Origin of the sequence: Paraflavitalea speifideaquila (genome assembly GCF_032395985.1) — a bacterium.
Lineage (GTDB): Bacteria > Bacteroidota > Bacteroidia > Chitinophagales > Chitinophagaceae > Paraflavitalea > Paraflavitalea speifideaquila.
Genome location: NZ_CP135920.1, coordinates 7,833,271 through 7,858,955, shown reverse-complemented (window position 1 = coordinate 7,858,955; position 25,685 = coordinate 7,833,271). Strand labels below are relative to the sequence as shown.

Sequence of the window (25,685 nt, the reverse complement as noted above, 5' to 3'; positions counted from 1 at the left end):
TGTGCTGAAGGTATCCCATGAAAAGTTGTTTACTCAGGTCCTGGTTATGGAATTATACGTTGGTTGGTTGATTGGCCAGCGCTGCAATTTCCTCTTTCACGGCTTCGAGTAGCTCATCGGCATCTTTTTACGCAAAGCCAGGGAAGGCAGTAAACGGATTACGTTAGGTTTGGCCTCTCCGGTAAATATCTTATGCTTCCAGAGGAGATTTTTCTTCAGGTCTTTCAGTTCTTCAGGTACATCAAATCCGATCATCAGTCCACGGCCTCTTACATTTCTGAGTTCGGGGATGGCTTTTAGTTGTTGCATGAGGTAGGTACCTACTTCGGCTGCATTGGCTACCAGGTTTTCCTGTTCTATTACTTCCAGTACAGCGAGGGCGGCAGCGCAGGCCAGGTGGTTACCGCCAAAGGTGGTGCCCAGCATGGAATGTTTGGCCTGGATATGGGGAGCAATGATAATACCTGCTACAGGAAATCCATTACCCATGCCTTTGGCCATGGAATAGATATCTGCATTGACACCGGCAAAATCATGGGAGAAGAATTTACCACTTCTGCCATAGCCACACTGCACACTGTCGGCAATGAAAACAGCCCCATATTCGTCACACAGGTGACGGATCTTTTGCAAGAAGGTAACCGATGCTACATTGATACCTCCTACACCTTGTATACCTTCTATGATAACGGAAGAAATGTCGGCTCCCTGAGCCTTGAAGCAAGCCTCCAATGCATCTTCATCGTTGAAGGGGAGGAAGATCACATTGTTGGTTTGGTTTACCGGCGCTACAATGGCTGGATTGTCGGTAGCGGCTACGGCCAGGGAAGTTCTGCCATGGAATCCTTTCTTAAAAGCAATGATCTTTTTTGCGACCATTGAAGAAAGAGGCCAGTTTCAAGGCATTTTCATTGGCTTCAGCTCCTGAATTACACAAGAACAGATGATAGTCTTCCTTGCCGGATACTTTGCCCAACTTAGCCGCCAGCTCTTCCTGGAGGGAATGCGGATGGAGTTGGAGTAAAAACCTACTTTATTGAGTTGATCGGTTAATCGTTGTACGTAGTGAGGATGGGTATGGCCAATAGATATTACAGCATGACCGCCATACAGGTCAAGGTACTGTTCGCCAGTTGCATCCCAAACGTAAGAGCCTTTTGCTTTTACAATGGTGATGTCGTTGATGGGATAAACGTCAAATAACTTCATGGAATACTTTTAAATGGTATTTAAAAATAATTAGCCTTCAACTTCAACCCTGCGCATTCATCCAGGCCAAACAACAGGTTCATGTTCTGCACAGCCTGGCCGGAAGCGCCTTTCAATAAATTATCAATGATGGAGTGTACTACCAGTTTGGTACCCACTTTTTCCACTTGTATGATGCATTTATTGGTATTAACAGCCTGTTTTAAGAATACGGGTTGTTTGCTTACTGTGGTAAAGGGGTGGCCATCATAAAAATCAGTGTACAGCTTGTTGAGTTCTTGTTCGCTGAGGTCGCAATCCAGTTGTGAGCTGATGAAAATGCCACGGGTAAAATCGCCTCTCCAGGGAACAAAGTTCACATCGATTTCTCCCTTGGGTTGTAGTTGTAATAACGACTCGCCAATTTCATTCAGGTGCTGGTGATTCAGTGTTTTATAAGCCTGGATATTGTTGGCCCTCCAACTGAAATGGGAGGTGGCGCTGAGGCTTTGGCCAGCCCCGGTAGACCCGGTAATGCCGGTAGTGTATACATGGTTCAGTAACCCAGCTTTGGCCAGGGGAGTAAACCAAGTTGAATGGCAGTAGCAAAACAGCCAGGGTTGGCGATGTTGGAAGCTGACCGGATAGCATCTCTGTTCAGCTCGGGCAACCCATAAACAAAGCTGCGAGCCGCGAGCTGCGAGCTGCGAGACAACCTGAAGTCCTGGGAAAGGTCAATGATCTTAATACGCTCATCAAACGGGTTTTCGGCCAGGAACTTCTTGGCTTCACCATGACCTACGCAGAGGAATACTACGTCTACATCCTGGTTCAGATCGCCGGTGAATTGCCAATCGGTTTCTCCGATCAGGTCTTCATGAACGGCATATACTGGTTTGCCGGCATTGCTGCGGCTATGAATAAAGGAAACAGCTACATACGGATGGTGTACCAACAAACGGATCAGTTCACCACCGGTATAACCTGCTCCTCCTACGATTCCAACTTTGATGTTCTTACTCATACCATTTTCAATTTTGAGCCAGCGGCTCTTTAATAACCTCATCCCGCCATTCGGCGGGAAGGCGAGCGAGTGTTCAGGCCCGAAGCTTATTTCTTATTCTCTTCCTGTACAGCAGTCCAGATTGAGGTCTGGTTGCCAAATATTTTGCTGAATCCGCGTACATCCTCACCAGTAAAGCCGGTATTCATTTCACCATATTTTCCAAACTTGCTGCTCATCAGGTCGAACGGTGATTCGATGCCCATTACCTGGAAACGGTAAGGCAGTAATTGTACAAATACATCACCTGTTACGGTTTGCTGGGAGTTTTCGAGATAGGCTTCAATATCGCGCATTACTGGATCCATGATCTGACCTTCATGCAACCAGTTGCCATAGAATTGGGCCAGTTGATCTTTCCAATTGAGTTGCCATTTGGTGAGTACATGTTTTTCGAGGGCATGGTGTGCTTTCAGGATCACCATGGGAGCAGCGGCTTCAAAACCTACACGACCTTTAATACCGATGATGGTATCGCCTACATGGATGTCACGGCCAACGCCATAAGGGCCGGCAATGGTTTGCAGGTATTGAATGGCTTCTGAAGGATGGGCAAATGATTGACCATCTACTGCTTTCAGCTCACCCTTTACAAAGCTTAGCTTTACCTCCTGGCTGCCAGTTTGGGTAACTTGTGTAGGCCAGGCTTCTTCGGGCAACATGCCTTTGGATGAAAGGGTTTCTTTACCGCCTACGCTGGTACCCCAAAGGCCTTTATTGATAGAGTACATGGCTTTGGCAAAATTCATATCCACGCCTTTGGCCTTCAGGTATTCGATCTCGGCTTCACGGCTCAGCTTCAGGTCGCGGATGGGGTAATGATCTCTACGCCGGGGATCATGATGTGAAAGATCATATCAAAACGCACCTGGTCATTGCCGGCGCCGGTACTACCATGGGCTACTGCATCTGCTTTCAGCTTTTGCACATGCTCGGCAATATGAACGGCCTGGCTTAACCTTTCGGCACTTACGCTCAAAGGGTAAGTATTGTTCTTTAACACATTACCATAGATCAGGTATTTAATGATCCGGTCGTAATAAGTTTTTACAGCATTAACAGTAGTATGGGTTTTAACGCCAAGCTTATAGGCATGGGCTTCAATCTGCTTTAACTCTTCTTCACTAAAACCACCGGTATTAACGATGATGCTGTGTACTTCATAACCTTTGTCTTCACCCAGGTATTTTACACAATAGGAAGTGTCAAGTCCGCCGCTGAATCCTAATACTATTTTTTCATTGCTGATGTATGCTGGTTATAATATCGAATGTTATTAAAAGGTAATTCCCGATTACAAGCTAAAGAAGTACTGCAACAGGGATCGCTTCCTGGTGGCCTGCACCATTTTGGCACTGTTGTCATCTTTATCTTTTTCAGGAAAGGTTGCAGGAATTTCCATTGTTTGATACGCAGTAAGCGTTCCAGGATGCCCTTCTTCTCTTCAAAGAATTGTTTGGTTTCTTCCGGCTCATAATGGTCCTTGGGGTCATAGAGCATGGCAGTACACATACAGTTCTTCCTTTCCTTGCTCATTAGGATCTCGTAATTGACGCAGCTTTTACAGCCTGCCCAGAAGGCATCATCCTGGGTGAGTTCGGAATAGGTCACGGGTTCATAACCCAGTTCGCTATTGATCTTCATGACGGCCAGGCCGGTGGTAAGTCCAAATATTTTGGATTCGGGATACAACTTACGGCTTAGCTCGAATATCTTTTTCTTAATGGCCTTGGCCAGTCCCCCTTTCTGAAAGAAGGGGCTACGATGAGGCCCGAGTTGGCTACGTATTCGCCATGGCTCCAGGTTTCGATATAACAAAAACCGGCCCATATACCATCCTGGTTAAAGGCGATCACAGATTTCCCTTCCCGCATTTTTTGCTGGATGTATTCCGGTGATCGTTTGGCGATACCGGTACCACGGGCTTTGGCAGAGGAAGCCATCTCGTCGCAAATGATCTGAGCGAAGTCAAGATGAGTTTCATTGGCTATAAGTATCTGGAACTGTTGTTGCGTTTCCATGTTAGACAAGACTATAAATGTGAACAAATGCAGTAGAAGTGAACACTGCGGGAGACACGAATCCCGGGTTAGGGGAGCATAGTTCCATTACTAAAGGGATACTATGGTAAATGAGTATCAACGTCGCACCCTAACGGGGACCGGGCGACTAACAAAATCTGTACGGAGTTGTACAGCAAAAACCCCACGCACTATAGTAATAACGCTTTGCGCTACTACATCAGCGAGTATTATGGTGAGATTTTTTTGCATTTCTTTTTCCTAATGAAATTTTGAGTCTATACTTTTGACACCGCAAAGAAAACATTTTTTAGGATGCGGGGGATTTTTAATGTAAAATTTTAGCTAATTCCATAAAAACCAGCAAACAAGCGTTTGTGTGAACGGCTGTGGCTAGCCTGCAGCCTGGTGTAGCTGTCTGAAATCAATAATAATTGGTGATAAAAGCCGGGTGTTTTTAGTTTCCTGCACTGGTTGCACCGGATGCCCCAGGCAAAGGATTGAGTAAGATAGATCGCACAATATCAGGTCTTTGCAGGCGAATGAGGTGGCCGGCATTGGGCAAGAAGATGAAATTGGCCAGTTTGCCTTGTAGTATTTGTTTGGCAAAATCGAAGTTGGTAGGTTCTATGATATTGTCTTCCCCTCCTTGAACAACCGTCACGGGCACTTTCAGGTTTTTCCACTCGGGCAGTAGCTTGCGTAGCTCTTCTACATGGGTAAATTTTTCGTCGGTAGCGCTTTTCATAAAACGGGGAAAGAGCCAGTAAGGCGGTCCGCCATTAATAAAAGGGTGGAACCACCAGAACTTTTCCTTGTCGGGGTCGATGGCTGCCGCCAGCATGACGAGGTGATTGAATTCGGTAGGGTATACCAAAGCGATTTTCCCTGCAATGGGTGCCCCATAGGAACTGCCCATTACCACACCGGGTTTATGGGACCGGTTTAGGCGCATGGCTTCATGGATGGCAATGGCCTGGGTGGTGATGGAGGTAACAGATTTCCGTTTGCCTTTGAAGCGTGACTTGTTGTAGCCCAGGCGGTCAACTGCAATGATGTGAAAGTGCTGCTGTAATACGGAATCATCCAGGAGGTTACGACTGCCATACCAGGCGCCAGGTGCTCCGTGTATCATGAGTAAAGGGGGCAAGGTATCGGCACCGGTGGTGGCGCAAAAAGGGAGACAGAATCATTGCGGATGGTAAAATAGGTAGGTTTTACAGGCTTGTTCTGGTAGTATTGCCTGATCTCCCGGTTGGTCATGGTAAACCGGCTAAAGCAGCCGCAAAAGAAAAAGCAGGCCGCCAAGAGGATCAAGGTATATCGTACAGGTATCATATCCTCAAATCTAACAAATGGCTGCCGCTTCTGTTGGGCAGGAAAGTTAAGTATTCATAAAAAGGCCTGTATTGCATCATCTGCAAGGCGAAGAAAGGATCTTCAAGGCCTGGTGAATGATCTCGGCCAGGTAGTTGCCCAGGAGTTCATATTTGAAAGTGTAGTTATTATTGGCTTCTACCAACATTTTTTCAAATACATCCCGCATCAACAGATCCTGGGTGGCATTTAAAAATACACCGGGTTGGCTCCTTTGCTGAACATGGGCAAGGACTGAAGAAGACCATGCATTTTGTCCGAAAGAAAGGCAGCATTGAACAAGCAGGAGTAGCCGGCCGGCTTCCTGGATAAGGATACTGCTGCTTGTTTTGCCTGCGGGTTATGAAAATACAAAAGGGCGCCTGTTCCCGGTGTATGGTTGCTGATTAAGCAGATGGCATAATAGTGTGCCCCTGGTTGCCGGAAGGATGCTTTATCATTTTCTTCCAGTCTGAATACCTGTATTGGCTTTGCATGCTTCATGATCCTCTATTCTAAAGCAGCAGTTAGGCTTCTGCTGGCTGAGGTTCAAAAGCTGTTGAAGTGGTCACCAATTTCCAGTCTTCCAATTCCTGGCGAACGGAATCGATCTTTGTTTGTGCCAGGTCGAAGGCATCGCTGCCCAGGAAAAGGTGCAAAGGAGGATTTTTTGATTCGGCTACCTGGATCATGGCCAGTGCTGCTTTTTCCGGATCGCCCAATTGATTGCCATTCATGATATTTTGGTGAAAGGCTTGTGATTCTCTAACCTCTTTATAGGACTCAATGGGGTTTTCGGCAACATTCAATGACCCTTCGTTCAGGAATTGTGTTCTGAAGTAGCCGGGAGAAACGATGGTGGCGTTGATACCAAAAGATTTGATCTCGGTAGACAATGATTCAGTCAGGCCTTCTACGGCAAACTTGGTAGCGCAATAGATGCCAAAGCCGGGGAAGGTGCCAATAAATCCTGCAATGGAGGATACGTTGATAATATGTCCGGATTGTTGAGCTCTTAGATAAGGCATTACCTTGCGGATCACATTGAGGGTACCAAATACATTGATGTCGAAGTTTTTCCTTGCTTCAGCATCTGAAAGTTCTTCCAGGCTTCCGGCTAATCCGTAACCGGCATTGTTTACTACCACATCAATTTGACCAAACAGGTTAACAGTTTCATCAATGGCTTTCTGAACGCTGACCTCACTGTTGATGTCAACTGCCAGGGGAAGGAAATGATGATCGGTATTGCCTACAGCTTTGATCAGCTCTGCTTTGTTTCTTGAAGTGGCGGCTACGCAATAGCCTTTGGACAACAGTTGTTGTACCAGGGATAGACCCAGGCCTTTGAGGTGCCGGTTACGAACCATACTTTGGTGTGTGTTTGTGTCATAGTTGATTTGTTTTGATAACACAAAGCTACTATGCAGAAGAGGTGTGGCTGTTGTAGCATTCAAAGCAATAGTTACGAAATTCAAACTCGTTATTGTAGTATTCATCTAAGGCCACTGGGAACAAGAATGGACAGTATATACAATAAGAAAGCCGCATCGTGAGAGGCGGCTTTCTTATTGTATAGGTCATGATCGTTTATGCAGACACAAATGGATCGCTTAGTGGTTGCGGTAGGCAGTTGGTGTAAGGGCTACCTGTTTTTTGAAGAAGTTATTGAAATGGGCCGGCTCTTCAAAGCCCAGGCAATAACTGATCTCCGATATATTCCAGTTGGTATGTTTCAATAAGGCTTTGGCTTCGGCAACCAGGCGTTCAAAGATATGTTCGGAGGTTGTTTTACCGGTGGTTTCTTTAATGGCCCTATTGAGGTGATTTACGTGTACGGCCAGTTGTTTGGCAAAGTCATTGGCTGAACGTAAGGTAAACCGCTGGGAAGGCGATTCGATGGGAAACTGTCTTTCGAGCAATTCGGTGAATACGGCTGTGATCCTTGCTTTGGCATTGGGATGCTGGTACAGGGCTTCGGCAGGTTGGATCTTCAGTGCAAAATGGATCAGTTCTGTAACGTAATTGCGCAGGAGGTCGTATTTATATACATATTCCGAATTGATCTCTTCTTTCATTTTGCGGTAAATGGCTGATACCTGTAGGTCTTGCTCGGGCGTAAGGGGATAGGCTGGTTTACCACCGGGTGCAAACATGGGAAAGTCCAGTATGCTGCCACGAATCTTGCCGCTAAAAAGCCATCGGTAAAAATGGTGAAGAAGCCGGTAACTCCGTCCACACTGCAATCCCAGGCATAGGGTACATTGGGATTAAAGAACATGAGGGTGGTGCCGGATACTTCGATGCTTTTATCGGCATAATGGCATACGTTGTCGCCGCGCATGAGTGTTATCTTGTAGAACTCCCGGCGGCTGTATTTGGCTGGGGTGCCATGTGGCCCCACGGTATCTTCGATGGAGAATACATTAAAATGCCCGATATCCTGCTTTAGGTTTTGGGGCAGGTAATTCAATTTCTTCTTGTAAAACTCCTCTAAGGATTCTGCTTTTTCAATAATCATAATTCGATAATTAGCAGTTGAAAATAAATGGTGGAGTGGAATGGCTATCTGAATACAAAGCTACAATGGCCAAGGGTGCCTAAAATTACGGTTTTCAAACAGTCTATTGCAAAATTCAAACAATTGGGGAGATTGGCGCATAAGTGTGGAAGACTATCCGGAGTTGGAAGGATATGCTGTAGATTATCATTAAATTCGTAGCAATCAGTACTTTATTACATTTATTTGACCACTTTACCCCCTTTTGTGAACACTCAACTAACCAAAACCCTGGGCCCAGGGCTTCTTTTAATAGTTGTATCCGCTTGATGGTGTTATTGCCGGGAGTGAAGTTGACAGGCTTTATGTGGATCTGTACTATTTTACGGGCAATACAAGATCGCTGAACAATATTTAGTTAAAAAGCTGGAGCATTTTCGAAAGTTGATTTTGACCTGGGTTGGCGGGCGCAGATGTACATGCGGGCTGGCCAGGTATATCTAAAATTGAGGCAAATTGAAAGAGCCAGGTGGTATAGTGACAGCGCTCATGCTATGGCACTACGCCTGAACTCCTGGCCTTCACTTATGGAAAGCAGTCAGACATTGTATAAGCTGGATTCGCTGAAGGGTGACTATTTATTGGCGATGCGGCATTACCAGGAGTATAAAAGATTGCTGATTCGATACAAAGGGATGTGGCGGATAAACAAGCGATTGAAAAAATGGTGTGGGAAGAAAAGAAGATAACGGATGAAAAAGATAAGCTGCTTAAGGAAAAAGAATGGTTGATGAGAGAAATTAATCACCGTGTTAAGAACAACTTACAGGTGGTGATGAGCCTGCTCAATACGCAAGGTGCTTATCTTAAGGACGAAACAGCGTTGAACGCTATTCATGCCAGCCAGCATCGGGTTCATGCTATTTCCTTAATACACCGTAAACTATACCAAACTGACCATTTGTTGACGGTGATTGATATGGCGGTCTATATAAAAGAGATTGCTGAATACCTGGCTGATAGCCTGGATGCGGATCGGCAGATCAATTTTTCACTGGATATTGACCCGATTGAATTGGATGTTGCTCAGGCTGTGCCCACGGGCTTGATCATCAATGAAGCCGTTACCAATGCTGTTAAATATGCCTTTCCCGGAAAGAGTGCCGGGCAAATAAGGATTCGCCTGGGCAAGATGCCAGCTGGCAATATGGAGTTAATGATTTGTGATAATGGTATTGGATTACCTGCGCATTTTAACTGGCAGGATACGGAATCCCTTGGTATGAGCCTGATGCAGGGATTGTGCAAACAACTGGATGGGCATTTTGAGGTGTTGGATACAAATGGGCTTACTATAAAAATAAGTTTTGTGCCGGCCCAATCTCCTTTTACCAGATCGTGATCAAGGTACCTGGTTAATGGGCGGTCAATTGAGCCGCCGGGCGAAGGGTAAGTGAGGTAGGAAGTAACCCGCCAAAGACTGCAGGCTGGATACTAGTGTACCCCTAGTAGGATACACTGAAACAAGCCTAATAATTGCACCCGGATAGCCTTGGAATTGCACTGGGCTATAGGTGCCAGTGCTAGTTTATGAGTACTCCAGTGCAATTACCAGGCAATACCCAGGCGTGTTGACATGGTATAGACCAGTGAATGTGAGGCCTTTACTGTGGAATACAAGTTGAGTTAGGAAGCAAAAATGGAAATAATAAGGTGATTAGGATGCTTTTACGGGAATGGAATGGATAGCTGCGCTCATTTCTTTGATGAGGGAGGCGTCTTTTTCAATGGCGTTGCCAATGACAATTACGTCGGCGCCGGCTTTACAATTGAGGTAGGCTTTTTCGGGATTGGTGATGCCGCCACCTATAACGAGCGGAGTTTCAATGACCTGGGATACTTTCTCGATCATACTTTCGGTGATGGGGCGGCGGGCGCCGCTGCCTGCATCCATATAGATGAGTTTCATACCCAACATTTCACCTGCCATAGCAGTGCACATGGCTATTTCATTCTTATCGGCCGGGATGGGAGCGGTATTGCTGATATAAGACACGGTGGTGGGGGCTCCGCCATCGATGACCATATAGCCGGTAGAAATGATCTCGAGGCCGCTTTGCTTTACAAAAGGGGCTGAAATGACGTGCTGGCCGATCAGTAGTTCGGGATTGCGGCCTGAAATGACGGAGAGGTATAATAGTGCATCGGCAAAACGGGATATCTGGGAAGGACTGCCGGGGAAGAGGATCACTGGAATATCACAATTCCGTTTTATTTGTTGTACGACTTCGTCTAACTGATTGAAATGACTAAGCTACCTCCTACAAAGAGGTAGTCGACCCTTGCTTCCACTGCCAAAGTGGTGAGCTCATCAATTTTATCAGCCGTTACCTTATCGGGATCAATGAGTACGGCAAACGACTTATGTCCTTTCGCTTTCTGTAGTAGTAGAGACTGATAGATACGATTCGTCATGCCTTAGCTATTGGATCTTATACAAAAATGCGAAAAGTTTTTGGCTTTCACGCAGTTAATTAGGGATGTGGATAACCACTTATAAACGTACGTAAGTGGCTATCTGAACGATGTGTATGTTCCTAAAAGCTTTTCCACGGTCGTTGATATATTGGTTCATATAACCCATTTCGGCATCAAATTGCTTGCCGAACCGATAGCCCAGGGCTATATAAGCACGGTTTTGGTCAAAGAACTCCCCATTGACTGCCGATTTATCGCCAATATTTACAAACACCTCATTTTGCAAGGCCAGGAAGGGGGCTTTGCCATTGGCCGACCAGGGGGTAAGGGGTGTTAGATCCCGGATGAAATAGCGTAACCGGTTTGCATACAGGTTACCTCCTTTCTCCAGTTGCTGGTTGCGGGGGTGGCTTTAATGAGGAATCTTTGTTCTACTCTAAAACGATGTGCCAGGGTACCCTTTCTGGCATGGGGGCCTGAGCCGATGGAGAGAGGATGGGTAAACAGTAGCTGTTCCCAAATGCGGTGCTCGGGCAGATAGCCGCTTACACCACTGATCACTCTACGGTTATGGATGTACGCATAGCCGCCGGTAAGGACCCATTTTTTGTTGACATGATAATTTAGTCCCGCACGTAATAATAAAGTTGATATATGATCCAGCTGATGGCCACTTCTTAACTGAAAATCAGAATGTAGGCTTAATCTGGTCTTGATTTTGACAGTATTAAAATCCGCCAGCCACCCAGTGAATTGGGTTTGGGCTGTAAGACGATGCATATTGAGTAATAGCAATGCGAGGAAGAGAAGATACCTGTAGTTCATGCTTGCAAAAAAACAATAAAACGATCAAAGCGCGGCGAGAAAATAATGGTGTAAATTAAAATGAGGTTAAGAAAAGTGAGAAAGACTGAAAGTCCGAAAGTCGGAAAGAACAATTCAATCTAAATATTGTCTTATTCACGAACTTATGGAGGTTGAAAATACTTGATTGATAAGATAGGAAGTTGGTAAGAAGACAAGGGCATTTGACATGTATAGATCGCATGACTGCCGGACTTCGGGACTCACTGGCATCGGACTTTTTTATTGCGAACTTGTACGTTGAATGAACAGGAAATTTACGGTGTTACCCGCTTATTGAACATAGAATTTTTATCGTTCAAAACCAAATAAAAGTTATCCTGAAAATTGGTTTTGTGTGCAAAAGAATGAAGGAAAGCAATGCCAGTGTGTACTATGTGTTTTTTCCACATGGATGTGCAAAAAAGCAAGATTGGAATATGGGTGGAGGAAGATATTTTCGTTTCCTCCTACCCTGGCCCTAATACTGATAGCAATCATTTTTATTAATTGTAAACTCATTAATTACTAACCTTATGACTAGTAAAAAGCAATCTCCAAAAGGCTTGCAGTTCGGTCGTCGTTTTACACGAGACGATATCAGTGTGTTTGATCAGTTTGAGTATGATTATCGATCGTCGGTAATCCGGAACCCGAGTGGGGAGATTGTTTTTGAAATGACGAATGTGGAGGTGCCGAAACAATGGAGCCAGATTGCTACTGATATCCTTGCGCAGAAATATTTCCGAAAAGCAGGTGTTCCGCAAGCCGATGGTTCATTGGGCCGGGAAACTTCAATCAAGCAGGTTGCTCATCGCATGGCCAATTGCTGGCGTGTATGGGGCGAACGCTATGGTTATTTTTCCAGTGCCAAAGATGCGCAGGTATTTTATGAGGAGCTGGTATATTGTATTATTAATCAAGCATGTACTCCCAATAGTCCCCAATGGTTCAATACGGGCCTGCATGAAAGCTATGGTATTACGGGTAAACCTCAGGGACATTATTTTGTAGACCCTGCCGATGGGCAATTAAAGAAATCTACTTCGGCTTATGAGCGGCCCCAACCACATGCCTGTTTTATTTTAAGTGTTAGTGATGACCTGGTGAATGAAGGCGGACTGATGGACCTTTGGGTGCGTGAAGCGCGGATCTTTAAATATGGGAGTGGTGTGGGTACCAATTTTTCGCAGGTGCGTGGAGAAGGCGAGAAACTCAGCGGCGGCGGTACTTCCAGCGGCCTGATGAGTTTTCTGAAGATTGGCGACCGTGCTGCCGGCGCCATCAAGAGTGGTGGTACTACGCGCCGTGCTGCCAAGATGGTATGTCTTGACCTGGACCACCCCGAAATACTTGACTTTATTAATTGGAAAGTAGAAGAGGAAAAGAAGGTGGGTGCCCTGATCAATGCAGGTTATGCCAGTGATTATGAAGGGAAGCTTATCGCACGGTGAGTGGGCAGAATAGCAATAACTCGGTACGTATACCCAATGAATTTTTGAGAAGCTGGAAGCTGGTCAGGATTGGGAACTGAAGGCCAGAACGGATGGCCGGGTGATGAAGCGTATTCCTTCCAAAGAAGTATGGAACCAGATCTCTTATGCGGCCTGGCGTTGTGCTGACCCTGGTACGCAATATGATACTACTATTAATGAATGGCATACTTGCCCGCAGGGTGGACGCATCAATGCTTCTAACCCATGCAGTGAGTACATGTTCTTAGATAATACGGCCTGTAACCTTGCCTCTGCCAATCTCCGTAAGTTTTATGATGAAGCTACCAACACCTTTGATGTAGCCGGCTTTGAGTATACCTGCCGCCTGTGGACGGTGGTGTTGGAAGTATCCGTATTGATGGCACAATTCCCTTCCAAAGAAGTAGCTCAGCTTAGCTACGATTACAGAACGCTGGGCCTTGGTTATGCGAACCTGGGTTCTATGCTGATGGTAATGGGAATTGCCTATGACAGCGAAGAAGCCCGTGGCATTGCCGGCGCTATCACGGCAATCATGACGGGTATATCCTACAAAACATCTGCCGAGCTGGCTTCTATTTTAGGGCCATTTGCGCAGTATGAAGAGAACAAGCAGGATATGCTGCGGGTAATGCGCAATCACCGCCTGGCGGCTTATGATGCGGATGAATATGAAGGGTTGAGTATTAAGCCGGTGGGTATTAAAGCGCGTTATTGCCCCGATTACCTGCTGAAGGCTGCCACCAAGGCCTGGGATGATGCGGTTCAACTGGGTGAGCAATATGGCTACCGCAATGCACAAACCACGGTGATTGCCCCTACTGGTACCATTGGGCTGGTAATGGATTGTGATACTACGGGTGTAGAGCCTGATTTTGCGCTGGTAAAATTCAAGAAGCTGAGTGGCGGTGGTTATTTCAAGATCATTAACCAATCGGTTCCCACTGCTTTGATAAACCTGGGTTATAAAGCCAAAGAAATAGATACCATTGTTAAGTATGCGGTGGGCGCGGGCACTTTTGCAGGAGCGCCGGGCATCAACCACCAAACGCTGAGTGAAAAAGGGTTTATTGCCGAAGAGATCAAGAAGCTGGATGCTGCAGTAGGTTCTGCCTTTGAAATCGGTTTTGTATTTAACGTATATACTCTGGGTGAAGAGTGTTTACAGCGCCTAGGTTTCAAGCCTGAACAATATTTCAATTTCGAGTGGAGCCTGTTGGAAGCACTGGGCTTCTCGGATGCGCAGATAGAAGCAGCTAATGATTATGTGTGCGGTACGATGACAATAGAGGGGCGCCTCACCTGAAAAATGAGCATCTGCCGGTATTTGACTGTGCTAACAAATGCGGTCAGAAAGGTCAGCGTTATATCCATGCGCATGGGCATATTCGCATGATGGCGGGAACCCAGCCCTTCCTGAGTGGCGCCATTTCCAAAACGATCAACTTGCCCAATGAGGCGAGTGTAGAGGAAATTTCCGACTCTTACATGATGAGCTGGCAATTGGGCCTGAAAGCCTGTGCACTCTACCGCGATGGTTCTAAACTGAGCCAGCCGTTGAGCAATAAAAGTGATAAAAAGAAAAAGTCCGAAAGTCCGGAAGACGGCAAGACCGAAGAAATAAGTTCACCGGCGGCCGTGGCCCAATCTCATATTGTGGACATGGGTAAGCTCACGATCGATGAGCTGTTGGAAGAAGTACAAAAAAGGGTGCAGGCTTCTCCGGATACCAAATTGAAGCGTGACCTGGCCTCTATTGTAGAGCGCCGCACCTTACCCGCCAAGCGGAGAGGGTTTACGCAAAAGGCCAAGATCAATGGTCAGGCGATGTTCCTGCGCACGGGTGAATATTCGGATGGAACGGTGGGAGAGATCTTCATTGATATGGCTAAGGAAGGCGCTACGATGCGTAGTATGCTGAACTGCTTTGCTATTTCTATTTCCATCGGTTTACAATATGGGGTACCGCTGGAAGAGTTTGTAGAGAAGTTTGTCTTTACCCGGTTTGAGCCTGCCGGTATGGTAGACCACCCCAATATCAAGAGCACAACTTCTATTGTAGACTTTATATTCAGGGCGTTGGCTTATGAATACCTGGGCCGTACGGACCTGGTGCATGTGCTGGACAAGCCGGAAGTATTGAATACAGGTAGGGACAACTGGGATGAAATCCCCACTTCGCTGGAGTATGATAAGCAAACGCCTGAGTTGAGTGATGTGCGCATTGTGGCCGGGCCTAAAAGCAATAAGCCCGCAGATGCAGAGCCGGCCAAGTCATCGTATCGCCCCATCAAAGCAGAAGCTGGTATGGATGCGGTGAATGCGGCTGCTAAAAGCATGCAGAGTGATGCACCTGCCTGTAATACCTGTGGCCATATCACCATCCGCAGCGGTACCTGCTATAAATGCCTGAACTGTGGCAATAGCATGGGCTGCAGCTAAATTGATTAAATGATCTGACCTGGCAGGCTTTGGAAGGAGTATATACAAGGTAACTGCTTACCAAGACCTGTCAGGTTAACTAAAAATATTGGACGGTTTATAAACATAAACTTCATCCGCTCATTTCCATGGGCGGATTCTTTTTAAGTCCTTTTGAGATGAGTGTATTGTAAACCTATAGATGGATCGCTTGATAAATTTATATCACCTATTTGCCTATTTGATGTTAAAGAATTGGCCGTTGTTATCCTCACGACTAAAAAGGAAACTATATTTCCCAACCGAAAAGCAATAAGAGGCAGCTGGTAAATAGCATAAATGTATTTCATCATAAACCTGATGATCAACCTTGTCGATGGTGGTAACCCAAGCTGATTTCTTCTTATTTTCCTTCGCATATTTTAATAATGACTTCAGTTTATGAGGAAGCCGGACGTATTGGTTGCTCCATTTTATTTCAATCATGAATTGTGGCTTTTGAGTTTTGGCAACCATTACCAAATCAACTTCTCCGCCAGGCCATGCGGCAAAGTGTAAGGGTACATCTCCACGATGGAGCCATTGAGCGATTATTGCTGTTTCAACCATTTGACCGAAATGTTCATCGGTAAAGGTTATTGGAGCAAACAATGCACAACGCATGCTTGGGTTTGTCAGGTAAATTTTAAACCTGCTGTCTCTTATAAAACGTTTAGTATTGATTCCAACCGGATAGAGAGTTTTGATTAGAAAGGCAGCTTCCAGGTATTCCAGGTATTTTCTTATAGTGACTTTGTCAACACCTGATTCTTTTGACAAACCCTCAAGATTGAATTCGTTTCCTGAGTTATATGCTATTACGTTGAATAAAGAATTAAGCTCCTGAACATCTCTGATTCCGTATAGACTTGGAAGATCCCGAAGTAGTACTTTGTCAATAATGTCACTTCGGATAAAACGACCAGGATCTTTTGTATAGCCTCATTAAATATTACTTCAGGATATCCACCAAAGTTGATATAATTTAAAAAATGTTCGTTTAAAGAATCCCAATCATCGGTAACATCGAGTTGGAAATCCGGGTTATTTTCGAACCAAGAGAAGGATTCAGTACGAAGCAAGTAGGTTAGGTCTTTTAGATGTAAGTATTCTTGAAAAGTTAAGGGCGGGAGCATAAAATCAGAGAAGCGGCCTGCACCCGATTCGTTGCTTTTAAGTTTCAGTGCAGCGGCAGCAGACCCAGAAACAACAAACCTTACACCACGATGAAAATCTACCATGGATTTAAGATGTTCTTCCCACTTTCGTAAGTATTGAATTTCATCAAAAATGACGAAGAGCCCTTCCAAAGAGTCATCATTAAGGGCTTTTTTACAGAGGCTTAATAGTTCTTCTAAACTTATATTATTATAGATTGGTGCGTCGATAGAAAGGAAACAAATTTTTCTTGGATGGACGCCATCTTTAATTAGCTGGTCGATGACTTGGTACAGCATTACTGTTTTTCCAACTCTCCTTGGTCCCATTAGAACCGTTGCCCTGCGTACAGACAGTAAAGTTATCTGTTGATATAGCTGTTCAAAATATAATCTTCTTTTAAGCACTGTAAAATGGGAAGGAATGCTTCCGTGTTCCCACCATGGATTTTCCAATCGGATACGTTTAATAATCAGGTCCTCGGATATCGGTCGTAGCTTGGCCAAAATGAAAATGTTTGTGTTATTATTGTTCAAATATACTAAATAAGTATATAAATATATTCTTAAAATTGAGTTTGTGCCGAATATTAGAGAATGTTAATTAGTTTATTTTAGTATTCACGTATTGAATTTCAAGCATTTAAATGCAATGCAGTCGTTAATGGGTATGCCAGTGGGCATAAAGGTTTCAGAGATCAAATCTGGAAAAATCTTAGTGTTTATGCCCAATTTCAAGCCCCTATTTTCCCAGCCATTTCCCTCTGCGGGAAAAGAATCTAATCTACTGGCAATTGACGTATATCAAATGGAGGGATTGAACTAAAAGTACTTCAGGCATTTATACGTTCTGGCACGAAAGAGTTAAAAGTTGGCATTGTTTTATGACATCCCTTGTACGATTTTGATAAATAAGTTCGTTTAACCCTTGTACAAAACAATTCTGGACGTTATGAAACTGAAAACTATTCTGGCCATTGCCATCGTTACTATGCTTTTTGCTACATCCTGTACTCGTTTTATTTCTCCTTTCCAGGCTGCTAATGGTAAAGCCAAGTGCGGTCGTGGATTGCGTTAATAGCCGTTGCTTACCACAGTCACAAGAAATGAATGATTTGCAATTTTTCGTTGGGGGATAAAACAGCGAAACTTTGTTTAACAAGAAAGCCCTCTGTTACAACGGGGGCTTTTGAATTGCGTTAAGTCGGTTTCGACAGGTTCCTTTAGAGTCCGAAAGACCGTCCCGATAGCTATCGGGAGGAAAGTCCGGAAGAAAGGCGTTAAACCGCCTTCAACAGGCTGACAGCCGATAAGTACAACCTGCAATAAGTGACTTAGACAAGGTGACTGCTTTTTAAATATATTCTTCCCTGCTGCGCTGTCTTGCCGGGCTGCAGGGAAACCCACCCTAAGAGGTTACTTCTTCTTCACAAAGTCTTTTAAGTAGCTGCAGGTATTTATGGCTTCTTTAAAGAAAGGGGTAGCTGCATATTCTTTGGCCAGTATGGGGAAGTACTGTTTGTTGATCATGATGTTTTTGCTGTAGGTTTTCTGGGCCTTTTCATAATCGGTATATTCTTTAAAGTCGCTCCAGGAAGGTACGGGTATTTGTTTCTGATCGCATTTGGCCATCATGAACATACAGCGGGCTTTGAAGTTTTTATCAGTCGAAAGGTCGAATGCTTTCTTGTAATATGCTTCTGCATTTAATACGCCATAATATTCCTTGTCGCCGGGCTGTTGGCCATTGGGACCTTTCAGTCCATCATTGCCGCTCCAATCGTAATGCACCAACATCCAGCTATTGCCCCAATAGCTCAATTGGTACAAGCCTTTTGCCAATTCGTAGTAGGTCTTGGCTTGCCGGTCGGCTTCTTTTAGGGTCTTCACTTCCTGTTCGAGCCGCAACATTTTGCGTACGAAGGTGAGCTTGGTATATTTCACGGTATCCTGTTTGGTAGGAGCATGGGTATCTTCAATCAGATCGGCAAAAGGATTAGCTGCCAGATAGGTGGTGTAAGGCTCTTTTTGATAATAGGCAGTGCTTACTTTGGCAAACCATTTTTCAGCAGCAGCATAATTGAACTGGCGTAGCCAGGTAGTACCTGCAACATCATTCACATCATCTTTGGTAAATGAATTATGAGCTACCAGGTATTGTTCAAAATCGTTCAGCTTTTTCGATTCCATCAACTGGATCAATTGCTCTACTTGTTCGGCAGTCATTTCATAACGCAGCATGGATAAGGCATAAGGGCCGTTATAGCCCCAACCACCCTTTGCATATTTCTCGCTGATCCAGTTGGCCACTCCAATGCAGAGCAATTGTTTGGCATTGCTGGTTTGTTTGTATTTAGTGCTGATAATATCATTAAACAAGCGGCGATAGAACCGGGCATATTCCTCATCGGTAGCGGCTTTCTTTTCGAGCCATTGCAGGGAGGGCAACAATTGTTTTTCAAATGCTGCATCCATGGTTTCTTTGGTGTTGATGGCCAGTAACAGGTTGTTCATGGCCCACTGATCTTGTTGACGGGGGATAATTTCAGCTTTTAGCTTCGTCGAGCAATTTGCGGGAGGAAGTATAGTCGGCACTCATGAGGCAGGCGTGGGCGGCGGCCAGGGTATACAAGCCTTTATCTGTTACCGCTTTATTGGCGGCAATTTGTTGACAGAAGGTGGCCATTTCTTTGGTTTCATTGCGATAGGCAATGTAGGAAGAATCGTTGGGGTTGATGGATGAATAGTTGATAGTAGCTTCCTTTTGCCTTTTCCAAATTGCAGGGAGGGGGTATAATAAAATTCTTCCAGTTTGTTTATTTCCCGGATAGCAAGTACCTCCAGTAAAGCGGCATTAGGAGCCAGCTGGTACACCTTTTAAGGGTATTGAGCTCATCGCGGTTACTGCCCAGTGCAAAGAGCCCTAGCAGGTTGGCCTTGTCCTCATTGGTTTTGCAGAGGGCGAGGCATGCCTGGCGGCTCTTATCATCAAACCGCTTCACACACCAGTCGAAGCTCATGTAATTGGATACCCGTTTCAGCTCGCTCTTACTGAACAACTGGCTAAAAATAACAGCGGCTTCGTTTTTCCTGTCCAGTCGGGCCATAGCACCTGCTTTTAATCCCAATGAAAGGTCTTGTAAAATACCGGGGGTGGTATTGGGCTTTATCAGTTCATCATACAAGCGCAGGCATTCTGCATACCGCTTGCTGTAGTGGGCCAGACGGAGCACCTGGTAAGCGAATCTTAATTTGATGGCATTGTTCTTTGCTACTGTGTATAGCTGCTGGCCATTTTTAATGAGCTTACCCATTTTAGCGGTATCTCGTTCGATGGGGTCCCAGGATGTCCAGGAACCTGTAACATTGGGCTCTACCTGTTTGGCATACATGATATAACCCAGGGCTTCGAGGTCCCTGGCATTCATGAAGAACCTGGTCATGCCATTGTTCTTTACTGAATCGGGCACTTGCAAAGGCTGGCTCTTTTTCCAAATGATAATAGAGGTTGGACAGGTCTTTACGCGCATACTCTGCTACAAATGCCTGGGCATCTTTAGGGGTGAAGCTATTCTTGCCATAGGTTACCCATTCGGCCGAAGTGGCATCGGAGGTAACAACGGGTTCCTTTTCCTGGTACAGGAACTGTACATTGGTAAAATAAAAAGGTTCATATCCTTTGACGGCGGTATTGCCCTTATCGAAGAACGAGATGTAATAATCATAGGGATCAGCATCACCGCCGGCACAACCGATAATGTTATAGGGCATTGCGAGGCAGGCGAGATTAATGCATACTATTGAAAATTTCTTCCAGTTCATACGTTGAATACTTATGAAGTGTTAATGAATCGAGGTGAAAAAGCGCTACGGTAATTTTAGGAGTAACCAGTTTTGATCTGAGTAACCGGGTGGCTTGCATAACCTCTGCAAAATTAGCATCTTCCTGTCTTATTAGGTCTCCTTTTTTTTAATGGGTAACCATTTAATAGTGTATCCCGGTAAATAGTAAACGTATTACTGGTTTTCCGGGAGATGCCATTTTGTTGCAACAAAGAATCAGGCAGGCCCTGTATCAGCCCTTTATAAATACCATCACGGTACAACACTTTCCAGTCGAACAGGGGCAGGGCCAGGTCCAAGGGTAAAGGGTATTCCTGCAGGTTGCCAATGTATTTTTCCAGCTCGGCTGCTTCGAGGATGGAATTATGGGTATGGGGGTTTTTGAGGTTGCCCATATTGTAACACATCAGTAAGCCCCGGTGAACAGGGGGCACCCCAGTCTTTTGTTTGTACTTGCATTGGTACAGGCGGATGGTGGCCGACAGTTGTTTTTGTTGAAAGAAGGGGAGGGTTTGCAGTTGGGTTAATAAAGAGAAGTAATTGTTTTTGCTGGTAGCGGTCCAATCGCAATCGATTTGAATTTCGGGGATGGCAGTTGATGGTGGCAGGAGGTTGGCGGTGCCGCGCATTAGTTCATGTAGGCTAGCGGCCAGGCCTGGTACCTGGTTACTGTCGATCTGCAGCATACATTCGTTGGTAATAAATACGGTGGGAACAATTTCTACCCGGCGATTGGTTAACCAGGTGGTTATACTATCGTTGAGTTGAATTTTGGCAACAGGTAAGGGGCGTTGTCCGATGGGGTCCCATACGATATCGAAGAACTTGATGTAGAGCTTTTGCACCTGTAAGGTATCCAAAGCCTTTTTCTCGCTGGCCGTTAAGCCCATGGCGGATTTCCAGTAATAAAACCCGCGGGTAATGGACCGTGGCCCGGCTGGTTGCCGGCAGGCCACCAGAAATAACGGTATGATGACCCACCATTTCATGCTTCTTTTCATGGAGTTTCAAAATTATGGGAATGGCGGTTTCTTTCTATTCCTTATTTTTACCTCCTTAACATTGTTTGATGACGATTCAATTTGGCTATGATAAAAAGGAAGTGATTCAGGCTTTACGGTATCATTTTCTGACGCGCCCTGAGATCAAAATATTGCTGATTTTTGTGAATGTGTTTGCCATCCTGTCGGCAGTGATGTTCTACATGAAATATATCCAGGCTTTGTCTTTCCTGGCCTTTTCCATACTTTGGTTCATACTCATGCTGGTGATCTGGCGTATACTACCCGGGAGTATTTACCGGCGGTCGGCCACCTTCAAAGATCATTTTATCATGCATTTTCAGGATGATATGGTGGTATTGAAACCGAGCGTGGTTCCAAAGGCTGGCCCTGGAACGCTTTTAGCCATTTTATAGAAAGTCATTACTTTTTCACTTGTATTTCGACCCCCGTTCGTTTTTCCTGGTTCCCAAAGATGCTTTCAAGGACATTACGGAGGTGCAGGAAGTGCGGGAAATGCTGCGGAGTAAGCTGGGGAAGAAGTGAGGAAGAAAGGCAACCAGGCACAAAGGTATCCAGGCATTAAGAAATACAGCTACCGGTAATTGGTCAGCCTGGCGCATTTAAAGACCCTGGTTACATTATCCAGGTTTGTATTTGCTTTGCTGATAAATATCCATGGGAGGAATATTCAATAGGGCCGATAGCTTGATGACGGGATGTTTGTCCATATATTTCTTCACCATTTGCCAGCCGGTAAACAAGCCAATATAGCCGGGAGAACCTTCTCCTAATTCCTGGGTAAAAGGGGCATCACTCATATAATTTTTAAGGATAGCAGGCTCATTGTTCATGAGCAAACTATTGACCAGGAAAAAGTTCCAGATCTTCCCTTCATTGGCAAAACATCCTTTCAATTGACGGTCGGTATAGCCAATCTTCAATGTATCGGGTGTGCCGGGCATCAATTTGTCCAATACATACATGCGTTTGCCTTTTTCTACCATTTGCTCCACCAGTGTTTTACCCATTGTCTTTTCGGGGTAGATATCATCAATCACATTTTTGATGCAATTGACGGGGATATATTCAGGTGTAAAGCGACGGGAAATATAGGCAGGGTAAAGGGCGCGCCCCATTTCGCTGGTATACAATTCAAAATCTTTACCGAGGTGCAGTTGCAAGCCTACGGCCAGCCCATTGTTGGTAATGGCATCTCCATAACTTCCCAAAGAAGCCTGGTACAGGGCATCCATGGGGCCGATGTAGAAGATGAGGCGGGTAGGAGCCTTGTATTCGGGGAAATAATACTTCACAAACTGCAATCCTTTCTTTACCTCCTTTTCTATAGACCGGGTATCGGGAAAGGTTTTGCTCACCGCAGCTTGAATGGGCTTGTAATCCCGTAAGAACTGTTTTACCAGCTGGGTAGCCTGGTCGCCATCACTGGAAAAAGGCGGCAAGCCCAGGATATTTTGAAAATAATCAGTCATGAAGTGGGGATATTGCTGCCCCAGTTTTTGGAGTGAGGGCATCAGGCTATTGGTATCCACCGTAAAAAGTCCTGGTCGAACCTTTCGGCCTTCAACTCAACTTTGATATCGGATACATCGGGAGTATTTTTATCGCCGCAGGCAAACAAAGTACATAGGAGCAAGGCAATAAATCCTGATTTTTTCATGTGTGACAAACGTTTGGGAGGAAATTATGTTGTAAACATAATCCTAAAATTTGTCATGCATGGTTAATGGGCAGTCTTTTACGTTTATGGTTTGGGGCTTTCCAAAATGTTGTGTCTACCGTTACATTGTGTAAATTTGTAGTATGAAGATTGCATTAGCACAGCAGAATTATCATATTGGCAATTTTGAGGACAATACATGGAAAATAATCGGGGCTATTCAACATGCAAAATCCCGTGGGGCGGACCTGGTGGTGTTTTCGGAGTTAAGTGTATGCGGTTATGCACCGCGTGATTTCCTGGAATTCAATGATTTTATAAATGAATGTTACAAGGCTCTTGACATTATCAAGGAGCATACGGCAGATATTGGTGTTATTGTAGGCAGCCCTATGCGCAACCCGGAATTAGCGGGCAAAGACCTGTTTAATGCGGCCTGGCTACTGTATGAGAAAAAGGTACATGGCGTAGCACACAAGACGCTGCTTCCTAATTATGACATCTTTGATGAATACCGCTATTTTGAACCAGCCTACCAACATGGGGTTATCCCCTTCAAAGGGAAAAAGATAGCCCTTACCATTTGTGAGGATATGTGGAACCTGGGTGATAACCCTTTGTACCGGGTGGCGCCCATGGACATACTGATCCAAGAGCAGCCCGATCTCATGATCAATATATCGGCGTCACCATTCGATTATGACCATGATGTAGACCGCATTGAGATCATCCGGGCCAATGTATTGAAGTACAAGTTGCCTATGTATTGTTGCAATGCTGTTGGGTCGCAAACCGAAATTGTATTTGATGGCGGCAGCCTGGTGATGAATGCGGAAGGCAAGGTGGTAAAGCAGATGAAATATTTTGAGGAAGATTTTGCCATAGTGGATGAGGCAGATGTCAGAAGTACGAAGCTGGAAGGCGGCAATAAGAAGTTGGAAGCCGTTGGACTGCTGGCCAATGACCACAGACTTCAGTCTTCCGACCTCAACAAAGAAATGCGGGTGTCGAAAGTGAAAGACCCGGAGTTGATCATAGAATACCTTACTGACGAAAAGAATATCCAGGAAATACACCAGGCATTGGTATTGGGCATACGTGATTATTTCCGCAAGATGGGCTTTAGTAAGGCCATCCTGGGATCATCGGGTGGTATAGACAGCGCTGTTACTCTGGCGTTGGCCTGTGAGGCATTGGGAAAAGACAATGTGCGGGCTATTTTGATGCCTTCGCAATATTCTACTGGTCATTCGGTGAGTGATGCTGAAGAGCTGAGCAAAACGCTGGGCAATCCGTATGATATCATCCCCATTAAAGAAGTATATGATGCTTTTTTAAGCAGTCTGAGGCCGGTATTCAACAACCTGCCTTTCGGCCTTGCTGAGGAAAATATCCAGAGCCGGAGCCGGGGTAACCTGCTGATGGCCATTGCGAATAAGTTTGGCTATATCCTGCTTAATACGTCTAATAAGAGTGAGTTGGCTACGGGTTATGGTACGTTGTATGGTGATATGGCGGGCGGCTTAAGTGTGTTGGGGATGTGTATAAAATGCAGGTATATGCGCTGGCCAGGTACATCAACCGCAATGGTATTATTATACCAGAGAACATTATCTATAAAGCGCCTTCGGCCGAATTAAGGCCTGATCAGAAAGACAGTGACAGCCTGCCGGAATACCCGGTGCTTGACAAAGTACTGTACCAATACATTGAGAGAAGGCAGGGGCCGAAGGAGATCGTGGCCAAGGGGATTGATGAAGCGTTGGTGGCCAGGATATTAAAAATGGTAAATACGAATGAGTATAAGCGCAACCAGTTTTGCCCCATTATACGGGTAAGCTGCAAGGCATTTGGTGTAGGCAGGCGGATGCCGATCGTAGGGAAGTATTTGAGCTAGATAACTATTCGAGCAAATATGGACGTTAAGATGGTATTAAAAATGTATTTCAGAGATTAGAACTGAAATGATCTAATAGTGTTTTCGACTATAACTCTGAGTTGTTTATAATCTTTGTTTTTGTAATATTATTAAAGCCGTATTTATTGCAATTTACTATCGTAGATAGATATCCTAACTGTTGAGCCAAGGCATATCTAAAATTGTAAAACCTACCAGTAGCAGTATCTTAAGCCTTTATGATGAAATTAAAATAGAAAAGTGCATATCCTTGTTTATAGGACATGCACTTTTCAGGAAATTCTTAAAATTTAGAATAGAACTTTTATTGCTTTGCCAAAGTTGCTCTTAAAGTGGTAGTGATGCCCATGAAGTCATAAGCGCCATCAATAACCAGGGTCTTGCCATCGTACGATTTAACCATACCAATGAACTTTTGACTTCCCCATCTATTTCGATATTCTTTCCATCCAGCTTCCAGGTGGTAGTTCGTACGGTAGTTTGGCTGCAGGTTGCTCCAAGGTCTTCAAATTTTGCACTGAGGTCTGCATTCAATGTATAGGCATCATCTTTTTCACATTCATCCAGTGTGCTCATGAAATTTTGAGGACCGCCGGCCGGTGGGATCATCTCAAGCTTTGAAAGCTTGTATTTTCCAGCCAGGTTTGCTTTGGTGATCTCTGGCCCAGCTTCATCTTTGTCTTTTTACAAGCGGTGAATAA

27 protein-coding genes and 3 pseudogenes are annotated in these 25,685 nt (G+C 45.0%); 4 read left to right on the top strand and 26 right to left on the bottom strand.

Annotation, left to right across the window (positions count from 1 at the left end; translation table 11 throughout):
- Positions 1 to 96 precede the first annotated feature (96 nt).
- From RS881_RS53865 to RS881_RS53805, 13 genes and pseudogenes are all read right to left on the bottom strand, one after another.
- Positions 97 to 1,209: pseudogene (locus RS881_RS53865) on the bottom strand (aspartate aminotransferase family protein).
- A gap of 20 nt (positions 1,210 to 1,229) precedes the next feature.
- Positions 1,230 to 1,724 (bottom strand): hypothetical protein, encoded by a 495-nt coding sequence (locus RS881_RS53855; protein WP_425476410.1) that lies wholly within the window; start codon positions 1,722 to 1,724, stop codon positions 1,230 to 1,232.
- A 20-nt stretch (positions 1,725 to 1,744) separates the two neighbouring features.
- Positions 1,745 to 2,212, bottom strand: coding sequence for a hypothetical protein (locus RS881_RS53850; RefSeq protein ID WP_315818341.1), 468 nt, complete (start codon positions 2,210 to 2,212; stop codon positions 1,745 to 1,747).
- 86 nt (positions 2,213 to 2,298) lie between these two features.
- Complete coding sequence (locus RS881_RS61200) at positions 2,299 to 3,000, bottom strand: hypothetical protein (protein ID WP_350340047.1); 702 nt, start codon at positions 2,998 to 3,000, stop codon at positions 2,299 to 2,301.
- 50 nt (positions 3,001 to 3,050) lie between these two features.
- Entirely contained in the window at positions 3,051 to 3,434 is a 384-nt protein-coding gene (locus RS881_RS61195) for an argininosuccinate synthase domain-containing protein (RefSeq protein WP_350340354.1), read from the bottom strand.
- 47 nt (positions 3,435 to 3,481) lie between these two features.
- The gene (locus RS881_RS53840) at positions 3,482 to 3,943 is read right to left on the bottom strand and encodes a hypothetical protein (RefSeq protein WP_315818340.1); all 462 of its coding nucleotides are present in this window, start codon (positions 3,941 to 3,943) and stop codon (positions 3,482 to 3,484) included.
- Between the two features lie 8 nt (positions 3,944 to 3,951).
- Positions 3,952 to 4,281: a hypothetical protein gene (locus RS881_RS53835; RefSeq protein ID WP_315818339.1), complete on the bottom strand. Its 330-nt coding sequence runs from the start codon at positions 4,279 to 4,281 to the stop codon at positions 3,952 to 3,954.
- A 448-nt stretch (positions 4,282 to 4,729) separates the two neighbouring features.
- Complete coding sequence (locus RS881_RS53830; protein ID WP_315818338.1) at positions 4,730 to 5,407, bottom strand: alpha/beta fold hydrolase; 678 nt, start codon at positions 5,405 to 5,407, stop codon at positions 4,730 to 4,732.
- A 279-nt stretch (positions 5,408 to 5,686) separates the two neighbouring features.
- Positions 5,687 to 5,821: a hypothetical protein gene (locus RS881_RS53825; protein WP_315818337.1), complete on the bottom strand. Its 135-nt coding sequence runs from the start codon at positions 5,819 to 5,821 to the stop codon at positions 5,687 to 5,689.
- Between the two features lie 17 nt (positions 5,822 to 5,838).
- A complete protein-coding gene (locus RS881_RS53820) occupies positions 5,839 to 6,132 on the bottom strand; it encodes a hypothetical protein (protein ID WP_315818336.1) in 294 nt (97 codons plus the stop codon).
- Between the two features lie 23 nt (positions 6,133 to 6,155).
- A complete protein-coding gene (locus tag RS881_RS53815) occupies positions 6,156 to 6,998 on the bottom strand; it encodes an SDR family NAD(P)-dependent oxidoreductase (RefSeq protein WP_315818335.1) in 843 nt (280 codons plus the stop codon).
- Positions 6,999 to 7,241: 243 nt separating this feature from the next.
- On the bottom strand, positions 7,242 to 7,784 hold the full coding sequence (locus RS881_RS53810; RefSeq protein ID WP_315818334.1) for a helix-turn-helix domain-containing protein: 543 nt from the start codon (positions 7,782 to 7,784) through the stop codon (positions 7,242 to 7,244).
- The gene (locus RS881_RS53805) at positions 7,703 to 8,149 is read right to left on the bottom strand and encodes a hypothetical protein (protein WP_315818333.1); all 447 of its coding nucleotides are present in this window, start codon (positions 8,147 to 8,149) and stop codon (positions 7,703 to 7,705) included. The genes RS881_RS53810 and RS881_RS53805 overlap by 82 nt, the downstream gene beginning before the upstream one ends.
- A gap of 676 nt (positions 8,150 to 8,825) precedes the next feature.
- On the opposite strand from RS881_RS53805, the gene RS881_RS53800 reads away from it, so the two are divergent.
- A complete protein-coding gene (locus RS881_RS53800) occupies positions 8,826 to 9,530 on the top strand; it encodes a sensor histidine kinase (protein WP_315818332.1) in 705 nt (234 codons plus the stop codon).
- A 315-nt stretch (positions 9,531 to 9,845) separates the two neighbouring features.
- On the opposite strand, the gene RS881_RS53795 is transcribed toward RS881_RS53800, so the two are convergent.
- The 4 genes from RS881_RS53795 to RS881_RS53780 all read right to left on the bottom strand — a co-directional run bounded on the left by RS881_RS53795 (position 9,846) and on the right by RS881_RS53780 (position 11,386).
- Positions 9,846 to 10,379 (bottom strand): geranylgeranylglyceryl/heptaprenylglyceryl phosphate synthase, encoded by a 534-nt coding sequence (locus RS881_RS53795; protein ID WP_315818331.1) that lies wholly within the window; start codon positions 10,377 to 10,379, stop codon positions 9,846 to 9,848.
- A 41-nt stretch (positions 10,380 to 10,420) separates the two neighbouring features.
- A complete protein-coding gene (locus RS881_RS53790; RefSeq protein ID WP_315818330.1) occupies positions 10,421 to 10,603 on the bottom strand; it encodes a hypothetical protein in 183 nt (60 codons plus the stop codon).
- Positions 10,604 to 10,682: 79 nt separating this feature from the next.
- Entirely contained in the window at positions 10,683 to 10,952 is a 270-nt protein-coding gene (locus tag RS881_RS53785; RefSeq protein WP_315824922.1) for a DUF2490 domain-containing protein, read from the bottom strand.
- Positions 10,940 to 11,386, bottom strand: coding sequence for a DUF2490 domain-containing protein (locus RS881_RS53780; protein ID WP_315824921.1), 447 nt, complete (start codon positions 11,384 to 11,386; stop codon positions 10,940 to 10,942). The genes RS881_RS53785 and RS881_RS53780 overlap by 13 nt, the downstream gene beginning before the upstream one ends.
- Positions 11,387 to 11,985: 599 nt before the next feature.
- On the opposite strand from RS881_RS53780, the pseudogene RS881_RS62125 reads away from it, so the two are divergent.
- A pseudogene (locus tag RS881_RS62125) lies at positions 11,986 to 15,366 on the top strand (vitamin B12-dependent ribonucleotide reductase).
- 216 nt (positions 15,367 to 15,582) lie between these two features.
- Here RS881_RS62125 and RS881_RS53760 read toward each other — a convergent pair.
- The 6 genes from RS881_RS53760 to RS881_RS53735 form a co-directional block, all read right to left on the bottom strand.
- A complete protein-coding gene (locus RS881_RS53760) occupies positions 15,583 to 16,284 on the bottom strand; it encodes an ATP-binding protein (protein WP_527250449.1) in 702 nt (233 codons plus the stop codon).
- On the bottom strand, positions 16,203 to 16,997 hold the full coding sequence (locus tag RS881_RS53755; RefSeq protein WP_315818327.1) for an ATP-binding protein: 795 nt from the start codon (positions 16,995 to 16,997) through the stop codon (positions 16,203 to 16,205). Before RS881_RS53755 ends, RS881_RS53760 begins: the two co-directional genes overlap by 82 nt.
- A gap of 960 nt (positions 16,998 to 17,957) precedes the next feature.
- Complete coding sequence (locus RS881_RS53750; protein ID WP_315818326.1) at positions 17,958 to 19,055, bottom strand: hypothetical protein; 1,098 nt, start codon at positions 19,053 to 19,055, stop codon at positions 17,958 to 17,960.
- Positions 19,056 to 19,086: 31 nt separating this feature from the next.
- On the bottom strand, positions 19,087 to 19,227 hold the full coding sequence (locus RS881_RS53745) for a hypothetical protein (RefSeq protein WP_315818325.1): 141 nt from the start codon (positions 19,225 to 19,227) through the stop codon (positions 19,087 to 19,089).
- Positions 19,228 to 19,357: 130 nt separating this feature from the next.
- Positions 19,358 to 20,011 carry a hypothetical protein gene (locus RS881_RS53740; RefSeq protein ID WP_315818324.1) on the bottom strand — a complete coding sequence of 218 codons (654 nt, stop codon included), beginning with the start codon at positions 20,009 to 20,011 and terminating at the stop codon, positions 19,358 to 19,360.
- Positions 20,012 to 20,476: 465 nt separating this feature from the next.
- The gene (locus RS881_RS53735) at positions 20,477 to 21,385 is read right to left on the bottom strand and encodes a hypothetical protein (RefSeq protein WP_315818323.1); all 909 of its coding nucleotides are present in this window, start codon (positions 21,383 to 21,385) and stop codon (positions 20,477 to 20,479) included.
- A 68-nt stretch (positions 21,386 to 21,453) separates the two neighbouring features.
- On the opposite strand from RS881_RS53735, the gene RS881_RS53730 reads away from it, so the two are divergent.
- Positions 21,454 to 21,801, top strand: a complete 348-nt coding sequence (locus RS881_RS53730; RefSeq protein WP_315818322.1) for a YcxB family protein — start codon at positions 21,454 to 21,456, stop codon at positions 21,799 to 21,801.
- Positions 21,802 to 22,026: 225 nt separating this feature from the next.
- Here RS881_RS53730 and gldB read toward each other — a convergent pair whose 3' ends face one another.
- Positions 22,027 to 22,920: a gliding motility lipoprotein GldB gene (gldB, locus tag RS881_RS53725; protein ID WP_315818321.1), complete on the bottom strand. Its 894-nt coding sequence runs from the start codon at positions 22,918 to 22,920 to the stop codon at positions 22,027 to 22,029.
- Complete coding sequence (locus tag RS881_RS53720; RefSeq protein ID WP_315818320.1) at positions 22,920 to 23,066, bottom strand: hypothetical protein; 147 nt, start codon at positions 23,064 to 23,066, stop codon at positions 22,920 to 22,922. Before RS881_RS53720 ends, gldB begins: the two co-directional genes overlap by 1 nt.
- Positions 23,067 to 23,209: 143 nt before the next feature.
- Between RS881_RS53720 and RS881_RS53715 the strand changes: the two are divergent.
- Positions 23,210 to 24,963: pseudogene (locus RS881_RS53715) on the top strand (NAD+ synthase).
- Between the two features lie 348 nt (positions 24,964 to 25,311).
- Here the strand turns inward: RS881_RS53715 and RS881_RS53705 are convergent.
- Complete coding sequence (locus tag RS881_RS53705) at positions 25,312 to 25,593, bottom strand: lipocalin-like domain-containing protein (protein ID WP_315818317.1); 282 nt, start codon at positions 25,591 to 25,593, stop codon at positions 25,312 to 25,314.
- Positions 25,594 to 25,685: the final 92 nt, after the last annotated feature.